The 11494-nt window shown below is 58.6% G+C and carries 9 protein-coding genes; 4 read left to right on the forward strand and 5 right to left on the reverse strand.

Annotated elements, in window-relative coordinates:
- The 4 genes from LWE61_RS20285 to LWE61_RS20300 all read left to right on the forward strand — a co-directional run.
- On the forward strand, nucleotides 1–467 hold a 467-nt coding region (locus LWE61_RS20285; protein WP_234152467.1), incomplete at its 5' end, for an IS5 family transposase.
- Nucleotides 468–731: 264 nt separating this feature from the next.
- A complete protein-coding gene (locus LWE61_RS20290; protein WP_234152475.1) occupies nucleotides 732–1664 on the forward strand; it encodes a family 43 glycosylhydrolase in 933 nt (310 codons plus the stop codon).
- 515 nt (nucleotides 1665–2179) lie between these two features.
- On the forward strand, nucleotides 2180–4474 hold the full coding sequence (locus LWE61_RS20295; protein ID WP_234152468.1) for a PKD domain-containing protein: 2295 nt from the start codon (nucleotides 2180–2182) through the stop codon (nucleotides 4472–4474).
- Nucleotides 4475–4564: 90 nt separating this feature from the next.
- Nucleotides 4565–6991, forward strand: coding sequence for an alpha-L-rhamnosidase-related protein (locus tag LWE61_RS20300; RefSeq protein WP_234152469.1), 2427 nt, complete (start codon nucleotides 4565–4567; stop codon nucleotides 6989–6991).
- A gap of 414 nt (nucleotides 6992–7405) precedes the next feature.
- Here the strand turns inward: LWE61_RS20300 and LWE61_RS20305 are convergent, their stop codons facing one another.
- The 5 genes from LWE61_RS20305 to LWE61_RS20325 form a co-directional block, all read right to left on the reverse strand.
- Nucleotides 7406–7963: a nuclear transport factor 2 family protein gene (locus tag LWE61_RS20305; protein ID WP_234152470.1), complete on the reverse strand. Its 558-nt coding sequence runs from the start codon at nucleotides 7961–7963 to the stop codon at nucleotides 7406–7408.
- A 195-nt stretch (nucleotides 7964–8158) separates the two neighbouring features.
- Nucleotides 8159–8995 (reverse strand): TauD/TfdA dioxygenase family protein, encoded by an 837-nt coding sequence (locus LWE61_RS20310; protein WP_234152471.1) that lies wholly within the window; start codon nucleotides 8993–8995, stop codon nucleotides 8159–8161.
- Nucleotides 8996–9209: 214 nt separating this feature from the next.
- Entirely contained in the window at nucleotides 9210–10082 is an 873-nt protein-coding gene (locus LWE61_RS20315) for an SDR family NAD(P)-dependent oxidoreductase (protein ID WP_234152472.1), read from the reverse strand.
- A gap of 76 nt (nucleotides 10083–10158) precedes the next feature.
- Nucleotides 10159–10737, reverse strand: a complete 579-nt coding sequence (locus LWE61_RS20320; protein ID WP_234152473.1) for a TetR/AcrR family transcriptional regulator — start codon at nucleotides 10735–10737, stop codon at nucleotides 10159–10161.
- A 419-nt stretch (nucleotides 10738–11156) separates the two neighbouring features.
- Nucleotides 11157–11494, reverse strand: a 338-nt coding sequence (locus LWE61_RS20325) for an integrase core domain-containing protein (RefSeq protein WP_234152474.1), incomplete at its 5' end; no start/stop codon positions are given.

Raw genomic sequence — 11494 nt, forward strand, 5'->3', positions numbered from 1 at the left:
TCGACAGCCAGAGCGTGAAGACCACCGAAGCGGGTGGACCGCGCGGATATGATGCAGGCAAGAAGATCATGGGCCGCAAGCGCCACGCCATGGTCAATACCGATGGTCGCGCGCTTCAACGGCTGGTCCATGGTGCCGACGTGCAGGACCGCGACGGCGCGGTGCCCTTGCTCAGGCACTCCCGCCAGCGCCATCCCTTCGTCGCGCGCACCTATGCCGACAGCGCCTACAACAGCGATCGCGTCCGGGACGCCACCTCCATCACGATAGAGATTGTCCGCAAATTCGCCGACCAGACCGGGTTTGTCGTCCACCCCAGACGATGGGTGGTCGAACGGACCTTCGCATGGCTCAACCGCAATCGCCGCCTCGCCAAGGACTTCGAGCGAACCATCAAATCCGCAACTGCGCTACTCTATGCCGCCGCGGCTATCGTTCTCATCAGGCGCGTCGCTCGTTACGCATGAGATCCAAGACAGGCTCTGAGGAATAGGCCATGTTCAACAGACGCGACTTTCTCTCGACCTCAGCGATGATCGGCATGATCTCTGCGCTTCCGGCGTACGGCACATCGGCCGCCAACCGCGTCCCGCGCCGTGATTTCACACCCGGGGAGATATGGCTCGACAGCGCTGGCAAGCCCATGCATGCTCATGCCGGGCCATCCTCCAGGTAGGTGGCCTCTTCTACTGGTACGGCGAGAATAAGGAAAAACAGATGGCCGGAACGGCATCTGGCATTGGGGCGTCCGATGCTATTCTTCGGCGGACCTTTATAATTGGGACGATCTCGGAACAATCATTCCCCCTCCGCCTGACGATCCTGCTTCTCCGCTCTATCCCCGCAAGGCCATGGATCGTCCCCACATCCTCTACAATCAGGCAACCGGCAAGTTCATCTGCTGGATCAAAGTCATGGAGGAGAGGGGGCAGACGCGCGCTGTCCTTGAGGCGGACAGCATAACTGGTCCCTATCGTCTTCTGAGGTCCGGCATATTGCCGCTCGGCATGAGCGCGGGTGACTTCGACCTTGTCGCGGCACCGTATGACGGCAAGGCCTATATGTATTTCGAACGAGTGCATAGCGAACTAATCTGTGCGGATCTGACGCGCGACTATGCAGATTTCACCGGCTACTATTCCACGCATTTCCCCAGACCGGGGCCACCAAGCGTGCGCGAGGGAATTGCCTACTTCCACAGAAAAAACAGGCATTATCTGGCAACCTCCGGGACGACGGGTTATTTTCCAAATCCATCGGAAATTGCAACGGCCGATACCTTCCATGGCCCCTGGGACGAGCCTGGCCTCCTGCATCGGGATGATCCGTCAGAGACGTCATTCAATTCGCAGATCAGTTCCATTTTCAAGCATCCCGGCAAGAAGGATCTGTATATCGCGCTCGCCGACAGATGGAACGGCCCGATCGGCGGCACCGAATTTGCCGATGGTGATCTGGGAAGACTGGTCCGATCAGCATTCGAAAAACATTTTGCCCATCCCCCTGTCCCCCTTTCCTCACTGGAGGCGAGCGCCTTGAAACGGTGGGGCGGCCTTGACATCAACACCTCTCAGGCACGGCATGTATGGTTGCCGATTGCCTTTGACGGCGACCGGCCGTTCATACGATGGCGGGATAGATGGTCGCTCGACGAATTCGATTGAGCGCTTTCGCGACGGATGCTGATCCATGCCCGGGATCAGAATGGTTGACTGCCACCTCCTATTATTTTAGCGAATGTTCAGTTTTTGCGATGATGATTTTCGAACGTGCGCGGCATGACTGACAGGTACGAGTTCCAGTTCGACTGCCCGAGCGCCAACGAGGTGTGAAATATCATCGTGACAGTTGAGCGGAGCTGTTTAGATAACTGGACATCCATGACGAGGATCAATCCGGGCGGTTCCGGCTCATGCATGTCCAGGATTTGAGCGCTGCTCATTGTCAAAATACGGCCTTGGATGCGCGGACTGTTGAGTCGGATCCAGGGTTATCGATTAGGTGCGCGTGCTTCCCGCAGCGCGATTAGAGGGTGTTCGCCATTCTATCGTCGAACAGGAGCCGTCCTACAATCAACGGCCAAATGCAGGCTGCAGCGCAAAACTTCGCTGGCTGAACAAGTTTTACATTGGGCGATATTGAAAGCCGTAATTTTTCGTGCGCAAGCGTGGAGTAAAAAATGAGACAAGCGAACACGAAGCAACTGTCCAACGCCTTGAGCCTTGCCATTGCGCTGCCTCTGGCGACAGCAGGTGTGGCTTATGCAGCACCTTCCAGCGCCGAAGGACAAGCAGCAACCAACGAGTGCCGTGCCGAACCCACTTCAGAATTGATCAAACGGGCGGAAATAGAGCCTCTCCTGACGATCGACGCCACTTGCATCGATCCCTATTTCAACGTCAGCAACTTTGTCGTCACGAGCACGAGGCAAAACAGCTACACCGGCGTCGGGGGGCCAATATCCTATACCGAAATTAAAGGCTATTTCCGGGCACGAGACGTCAAGACAAATCCGCTGCCCACCGGGGTGACGGACAGCCCTACCTTGCGTCAGCAGGACTATGTGATCCGAATTCCCGACAAGAAATTCTTTCGCAACCGCTCCATGCAGATTCAGCATCCCGTAACAGCAGGCACCATCATCGACGACCGCTTGGCGTTTACCAACGGCGCCATGTCGGTGAACCACGTCAATGCCGGCCCGACGAACACGGCCGCGCACTGGCGGCACAGCGCTGCCGCGACCAAGATCGCAGAAGACATCGTTCGCAAGATGTACGGCACGACAGGCAGAATCTATGCTTATTATTGGGGTTGCAGCGGCGGCGGCCAGATGGCGCAAGCTGCCGCTGAAGGCCAGACCGGCGTCTGGGCCGGTGTCATTGTCGTTTGCCCTGCCACGCGCGGCAACCCTGCCCATGCCTTCCAGTGGACTGGCCATTTCGCGCTTGCGCTGTCTGCGGAGAAGCGTGCCCGGCTCATGTCGCTTCGCGCCGTCGGCAACGGTGTCAACGCTTCGGACGGACTGACCGATGCTGAAAAGACACTGCTCTACGCTGGCCTGAACGCGGAAGAGCAATCCGTGCTGAACGAGGTGCTCGCCGCGGGTTACCCGTTGAACGAACTTAACACCTTCCTCTTTTTGTCACCGATCACCGGGACGAACGAGATCTTCTACCAGGACCCGACCTATGAGGACGATTTCTGGTCAAAGCCCGGTTATGAAGGCAGCAATCCGCCGTCCTATCTCGCCGCTGCAAAGATGGACGGCTTCGCGACCATCACAGCGATCGAGCGAGACGCTGCGGGCGCTGTCACTGCGGTGCATCTTGATCCCAGGACCATTCCCACCGTCCCTGCGGCATCCGCGTCACCGATTGGCACGACCGGCCAGCGCTTCTACGTCTATCGAGCAGATGGACGCACGCGCGTGGTCGATCCTGATAGTCATTCGGAAGCATACGGGGAACTGGCGGGTTCCCTCGATCGGACCACGGGGGTGCTGACACTCTCGGGCAAAAACAGCCCGGTCCTGCTCGGTGCCCTCGTCAAGGGGGCAAAGATACGGGTGAACAACCGTTTCCTGCTCGCCGCCTACTTCTACCCGCGTCACACGATCGTGCCCGGCTATTACCAATATGATCAGTATCGCAATGCGGACGGCACACCAAAATATCCGCAGCGACCGCTCAACGTGGCCGACATCACTACCATAAAGCAGGGCGCGGGCGTGCTATCGCTCGGGAATATAAAGACGAAGGTCATGCTATTCCAGAACCTCTCGGACTTTTTGGCCTTTCCATCCTGGGTCGCAGGCTATGCGAATACCATCGAGGAGAGACTTGGCAAAGCGAAGGCCGATCAGATGCTGCGGGTCTACTATCAGGAGCGCGGTGGCCATACCAATGGCGGGATCGTCGGTGGAGTGTTCAACCAGGCATTGATCGACATGATGGCTTGGGCTGAAAAGGGCATCGCGCCCAAGCCGTCGTCCCAATGGACTTTCGAGTTGCCGCTCACGCAAGTCATTCTCTCGCCTGATGCGACGATCCGCAGGGGTCTCCAGCCCGTGGTCGAGTTGAAGGTGGACGGAAGTGACCATGCGACGGTCGACGTCAACCAGTCCGTGTCCCTCGCTGCCCGGCTCGCGATGCCGCCGTCCACCGGCAAGATCGTCCAATATAACTGGACCTACGGTGCTGCGACCGACGCGATCGTGCTGCCTAAGGCTTTGCAGACTGTCGATGTTGCTCGCACTGTCAGTTTCACGACGCCGGGCAACTATATCGTCCGGCTGACCGCCAATGGGCAGCGCGATGGACTGGTCGAGCCCGCCAATCAGACGCTGGCGCAGAATTACAAAGAGGTCCGCGTGACCGTCAATGCGCCACCCGCCCGTCCCGGAGTAACGGGGGGACCGAGTGGCGAAGACTGGCAAGGCATTTCAGGGGGCGCCGGACCCACGAGCCGATAGCCGTCAGACTTATGCTGATGAAGGCAGGTCGAACCTGTGTATTTGCGAAATCGTTCATGTATCGGGTTGTTCGAGATGGAGAGTGATAGGATGAGACACTGTCAATCGACAGCCGCATTTCGGCGCCTGCTCTCCTCCACTCTCGCCGGAACCCTTGCTATCCTTTTTGCCTCGGCCAGCGTCGCTCAGGGCGATCAGCCCGTCGACACGGCTGCGTGGAAAGCGAAATGGATCAGCGACGGCACGCTCAGCGATCCCGATGGGACCGTCCTTCACTTCCGCCGGGATTTCACCCTCGCCACGGCGCCGCAAAAGTTGCGGGTCCGCGTCTCGGCGGACAATCGCTATCGTCTTTTCGTCAACGGCCATGAGGTTTCCAACGGGCCTGCGCGCGGCGACCTGATGCATTGGCATTATGAAGAGGTCGATCTGGCGCCCTATCTGAAACTAGGCCGCAACAGCCTCGCCGCGCTCGTCTGGAACTTCGGCGAGAACCGGCCTGCCGCGCAGGTGAGTTTGCGCACCGGCTTTCTCCTCCAGAGCGAGGACGCCGCGGATGCGGTGGTCGATACGGACAGCGACTGGAAGGTCGTGCGCGACAATGCCTATAGCTTCAGCCCGGTGATCGGCGACGATTCAGGGGGCTATTATGTCGCTGGCCCCAATGAAACGCTGGATGCCGGTAAATATCCGTGGGGATGGAATCAGGCGAGCACCGACACGGCGTCCTGGCCGACCGCGACCGTCATCGCCCCGGCCCATTCGCGGGGGCTGGGATGGGCCGGCCTGGCCAAGGACTGGCAGCTCGTTCCCCGCACGATTCCCCCGCTGGAACAGCAAATCGTGCGCTTCGATAGCCTGCGCCGTTCGACGGGTCTCGCGAAAGTCGACGCTCGCTATCTACAGGGAAGCCGCGATCTCGTCATTCCGCCCAACAGCACGGTTTCGATCCTGCTGGACCAGAAGAATCTGACGCTGGGCTATCCCATATTGCGGACGAGCGGCGGCGCGGGCGCTTCCGCGACGATGACCTATGCGGAGGCTCTGTTCGACGCCGCCGGCAAGAAGGGCAACCGGAACGACATTCAGGGCAAGACCATCCGCGGCGTTCGGGATCGCATTCAGTTCGATGGAGGCGATCAGCGGACCTTCCAGCCGCTCTGGATCCGCGCCTATCGCTATCTTCAGCTCGACATCACCACCGATGCCGACCCGCTGCGCATCCACGACCTGCACCATCTGTTCACCGCCTATCCGTTCGAGCAGCACGCCTCTTTCGACAGCGATGCGCCATGGATCGCGGACATTTGGACTCTCGACTGGCGCGCGCTGCGCCTGTCCGCCTTCGAGACATTCTGGGACACTCCCTATTATGAGCAGCTCCAATATATCGGAGACAGCCGGATCGAATCCCTGCTCTCGGTCTACCAATCGGGCGATGCGCGGCTGATGCGCAATGCCATCGAGCATTTCGACCATAGCCGCATCCCGGACGGCATCACCCGCAGCGCCTATCCCTCAGCCGACCCGCAATTCATCCCGTCCTTCTCGCTGTGGTGGGTCGCGATGATCCACGACTATTGGATGCTACGTGACGATCCCGCCTTCATCCGTGCCATGCTGCCGGGTACGCGCGGCGTTCTCTCCTGGTTCGAGCGTCAGGTGGATGACACAGGCATGGTCGCGCATATGCCATGGTGGAATTTCCTCGACTGGGCCGATGGCTTTGCAGGCGGCAATCCACCGGGATGGCAGACGCATGCGACCGCCTTTACCCTCCAGTTCGCGCTAGTCCTGAAGCAGGCTGCGGAATTGGAGGATGCCGAGGGCGCCACCACGCAGGCCCGACATTATCGCGACCTCGCCACTCGGCTCATCAAGGCGGCGCAGGATCACGCATGGGATCCTGCCAAGGGACTGTTCCTCGATTCCCCGGATAGCAAGAGCTTCAGCCAGCAGACCAACAGTCTCGCCCTATTGGCCGACGCGGTGCCCGAGGGTCAGGTCCAGGGCGTGATGGACAAGACGCTCAGCGATCCCTCGCTCATCCAGGCGACCTTTTATTTCCGTTTCTATGTCGATGAGGCTTTGCGCAAGACCGGACAGGCGGACCGCTATCTGGACCGACTGGGGCCGTGGCGCACGATGTTGAGCAACGGCCTCACCGCAACCGCCGAGACGCCGGAACCCACGCGATCGGACTCCCATGCGTGGAGCGCCCATCCCAATTATCAACTTCTCGCGACCGTGTTGGGCGTGCGTCCTGGCGCGCCGGGGTTCCGCAGCGTTGCCATCGTCCCCGCCCTCGGCTCGCTGCGTCGCGCCTCGGGGGAGGTGCCCCACCCTGCCGGAGCCATCAAGGTCGCTTTCCGCCGCCTTGGCAAAGCGGGGATCACCGGGGAGATTGTCCTGCCTGCCGGCGTGCCGGGCACTTTCGCCTGGAAGGAAAGCCAGTTGGCTTTGCAGCCGGGCACGACCCATCTGCGCTGCGCGCCCTCCTGCAAAGCCGTGCCATGACCAAGGCGATCATGCTCACCCGCCGCACCCGCACCATGCTGCCCCCCACCGCGCTGATCCTCGCCGCTCGCATGCGGGACGCCATGCGGGGAGGAGACACACCAGCATATCGCAGTCACTCTTTGCCGGTCGCTGATCGGGTACGGATTTGCCGTGCCAGTCGAAATCTAAACCGGCTTAACAGGATGCCCAGGCGATCGACCATGCCTGTCCAGGCACGGATACTCGCTATCGGACAGCAAGCATCACGCCCGGCAGATTGTCTGCGCGGTGAGTGCGGAAACGTCACCAGATACGGCTTTACCGCCATATCTGGCTTCCGATTCCGCATAGATGCACCGGCAGCAATTGCGATCACTAACGAACCGACCGCTTCGCTCGGCGAAGAAGGTCAACAACGTGTCCTGTCAAAAACTAGAGGCGCTCTACATCGTTCTCAAGCGACAACGGCCGCTGGTACGAAACATCTGTTTTGTTCCTCTGACCCTTGATGTAACCGGCAGCCGAAATATACGGTGACTTGAGCAGCGACGCATCGCCGGTGATCAACAGGTCGAGAGTACAGCGGCGTAGCGCAATCCGCCACACTCCATTGCGCTTTTCGAGACGATCAACATATCGGCCGTTGATGAAGCGAACGCTGACGCCATCGGGATTGAGCAATCCGACCAGAACATAACTTTCCGCATGCGCTGTGTCGCCGTCGATTTCGCAAGTATGCGTGGTAATATTATGGAGGTTCAGCAACGCCCCTTGCCCATGGACTTTGTTTGCCCACTCGCCATAATCTGGACCTTTGTTGATTGCTGCTGCGCCATGCTCGTCGACACCATCTTCGTGATAGCAGTCAGTCATCATCTCTACGTCGAACCGGTCATGTCCACGGGCGTGCTGGTTTACGCAGTCCTCGATCGCCAAACGATCCTTCAGATATGCGACATCCTGTGCGAGCTTTTCCAAATCAACGCTCATTGCGTCTCTCCATCAGTTTTTTGATATGCGGGTCGTCAAGCTGGAAGGCCTTGCCCGGGAGCCACACCATCCACATAACCCAATTATGCGACGAGTTGGTGTATCAGGAACATTCGGTGCCCCTTATGGACTGAGGAATGCTTTGACGCGACAAAGTGGTAAGCCGACAATGATAGAACATATCTTTACGTAACGTCAGGCTACTGGTTCTTCGCCTTCTATTGCCGTCCGAGACATGAGACGACCACTTTCCAATGGGAATGGTAGAACGCGGTGCATCGTTCCCGTGTTGTCCCAGATCAACAGGTCGCCAAGCTGCCATTCGTGGCGATAACTATATTGAGGTTGGGTCGTCCACTCACGCAATCGGGTTAGGATTTGGCGACTTTCCTCCACGCTTTTCCCGATGACGTAGTAAGCACTTGCCCCGAGCACCAGCGACTTGCGTCCAGACGCATGTGCCCAAACGAGGGGGTGTTCTCGCGGCGGGCTGACATCGCGCCAGAACTGTAGTTTTGCGAGACTCGGTTCCGGATTGACCATTAGCTGTGACGCTTCCAGCGAATGGATTACACGCAGCCCTTCATACGCGCGCTTCTCGTCCTCCGGCAGATCATCCCAAGCCGCGTAGGTGCTGGCAAAATCCGTCTCTCCCCCTTCATCCGAAAGTACACGTGGGCTCAAGATGCTCGCGAAGTTGGGTGTTTCAGCACTGAGCATGTCGATATGCCACAGGACATTTCCACGCTGAAACTCAGCACTGGCATGCACGCGCGTATCCATCGAGATTTTCATAACCTCGTCGCGTTCGGTCTGAGCCATCGGCGTTCCAAGCGTCTTGGTGAAAGCCTGTTGCTCGGCATCATCGAAGAATGCGCCGCGCACCACAAGCACACCGCGCTGGGATAGCATTTCTCGTAGCTGCTCGGCATATACGCCGCTCAGCAACGCCTCCTTGCTGAGGATAACCTCGCTACCGATACGGGGCGAGAGATCACGCCTTGTCACCGCATCATTTTCTACAGCATCCATCTTGGTCTTCCTCTATCGACCGCCGAGCTTGTGCTCGAATGTCTTCGTTCACGGCGACGATGTTGCCGGGGCTTACGCACTCACCATGAGAATCGTTACTGTCAATGACCGCCCGGAACGGGTTATTACCGACGAAGGTTTGATCGAACCCGACTCAGATTGTATATTGATCATTAACTCAATATAATGCCGGCGCGCGAATGAAAACCCTACTTTAACGTATCACTGCGGAGTGGAAGGTCATCGGGGCGACCCCAGGATGAAGCTCCTGCGCGGTTGCAGGAACGCGTCCTCCTGCATCAGTTATGCCATATTTGCGGGCAATCTCCGCACCCACCAATGTGGATCCACTTAATGATAGCAGCGCGGGATCCTTATAGATTCCCCACACCACTTCGCCGGTAAATTCCGGGGTTTCGCAACGCCCTTCGAGGTGACCGAACTTCTCACGATCAGCGGCGATGATGGCCTTCAAGCGATCTGTGAGCAGCGCCCCCATCCATACAGACACAACGGCGATATTCTTGTCAGCATGGCGGAAGTCGGCCGCCATGTCGAATGCCATCTTGTCCATCCCGACCTTGTGGGCTCCATAGGCAGGCCCGAGCGAATAATGCACTGCGCCCGATGCTGAGGTAAAGACGATAAGACCGTCATTTTGCCGAGCCATGATCGCCCCTGCATACCAGCTTGCCACATAGCCGCTGCGCACACCGACGTCGATTAAGCCTGAGAGCTTGAGAGGCTTTTCCCAGAATTCGCCCGGCTGCGTGAGTTCATCATGAATTGCGGCGGCGTTGTTGACCAATATGTCGAGTCTTCCTTGCTCCGCCTCTACGCGCTCAAACAATGCCTTTACCTGTTCGTCATTCGCGTGATCACAGCGCACGGCGATTCCGGTGCCACCAGCCGCCGAAACTGCCTCGGCGGTCTCATAGATCGTTCCGGGTAGGGCGTGATCGCCAGTCTGCTCGGAACGGCCGGTAACATAAACTGTACAGCCATGCCTTCCTAGCGCGGTCGCTATGCCGCGCCCCGCACCGCGACTTGCTCCTGTTACTATTACGACGGGCATGACCTCATGCATTCACCACCTCCAGAATGATCGCCACGCTACGGCCAGCCCTATATTGAGTGTGTGCATAGTATCTTGCTCGGGAACGTCAAGCGATGACGTTTACATTCCCTCCATCTGCAGGCACGCAGTACGACTGCAGCAACTCAGCTATCGCAGCATTCAGTTCAGGGTGGCCGAGGCGGATACCCACACCCTTTTCCATTACAAGCGCTCGCGCCGCGCCGGCGAGCATGACTGACAATGCCAGCGGCCCGAAAGGCGGTCGTGCACACAAATTGCGTTCACAAAGATAGCGCTCCAGCGCAGCGACTTGTATGGCACGTATCTGTTCCGCATAGCGCGAAATCTCTTCGCAAATGAATTTTCGGTGGTTAGCCATCGCCATGAATTCCAGCGCCAACGCGGTTCGCTCACCATCAGCGTTCACACGCCAGATGGCAGTAAGAGGATCGTCCTGCGCGAGGGCAGACGCATGGCGCTGAAGGCTTTGTTCAGCGCCCCGGCGGTATAGCGCAGTGAGCAAATAATCTGTCGTTTTGAAATGATAGTGGACCAGGGGGGGCTTCAACCCTGAGCACTCCGCGACACGCCGGGTGGTAACTGCGGCATACCCTTCCTCTAACATGAGCCGTTCTGCCGCGTCGAGGATGATCGCCTGGGTCACTGTGCTGTCCGTGCGGGGACGCCGTGGCGAGCGTGGGCGACCTGTCGCAACAGGCATTTTAGGTCGGTCGGACATCGCATTTCCTATAAACGTGAGATATTGGCATGTCGCGCGTTGTTTGCGCCGTTTCCTGATCCGCCGGACCGCAGTGCAGGAACGAGACCAACGGGATCAGTAGTCTCAGGTCACCACGATTTCGGGTACGAGGTTGGCGAAGCTAGTTTCGCAACGGTCAACCTCACAAACTGCGCCAACCCCTTCTCCTGTGTACAGATCAGCAGACGCTCAGTCTTTTCACACGCAGCCCTTCAGCGCTTCAGAATGGCTCCACAGGTGCTCCAAGCCACGAGTGCATGGGGTGAGGTGGTGCCGCCTTTTTGGACAGTTTGGCGGCGAAGTTAAGCTAATCCCGGGTGTGATTATGCCGCCATTCTGGTCATCGGATGATGGGGGGCATTCCCCCCATCATCCGAAGCGTTGATCCGCCCATAGGCCTCTGCCGGGGCTCGCCCTGCCAGCCCGGAGTGGGGTCGTTGCGTATTGTAATAGGTAATCCACCGGCCAAGACCAGCGCGCAGCTCCGATCCGGTCTCGAAGGCGTGCAGATAGACGCATTCATATTTGAGGGAGCGCCACAGGCGCTCGATGAAGACATTGTCCATCCAGCGCCCACGCCCGTCCATGCTGATCCGTACTTCGGCATCCCGCAGCACGCTGGTGAATGCAAAGCCGGTGAACTGGCTGCCCTGGTCCGTGT

Origin of the sequence: Sphingobium sufflavum (genome assembly GCF_021403115.1) — a bacterium.
GTDB lineage: Bacteria > Pseudomonadota > Alphaproteobacteria > Sphingomonadales > Sphingomonadaceae > Sphingobium > Sphingobium sufflavum.

What these genes read in the sequence shown, in the direction of transcription:
- LWE61_RS20310 (WP_234152471.1), bottom strand. Translation starts at nt 8,995, where the DNA reads ATGGATGCTGTAGAAAATGATGCGGTGACAAGGCGTGATCTCTCGCCC.
- LWE61_RS20305 (WP_234152470.1), bottom strand. Translation starts at nt 7,963, where the DNA reads ATGAGCGTTGATTTGGAAAAGCTCGCACAGGATGTCGCATATCTGAAG.
- LWE61_RS20300 (WP_234152469.1), top strand. Translation starts at nt 4,565, where the DNA reads ATGAGACACTGTCAATCGACAGCCGCATTTCGGCGCCTGCTCTCCTCC.
- LWE61_RS20315 (WP_234152472.1), bottom strand. Translation starts at nt 10,082, where the DNA reads ATGCATGAGGTCATGCCCGTCGTAATAGTAACAGGAGCAAGTCGCGGT.
- LWE61_RS20295 (WP_234152468.1), top strand. Translation starts at nt 2,180, where the DNA reads ATGAGACAAGCGAACACGAAGCAACTGTCCAACGCCTTGAGCCTTGCC.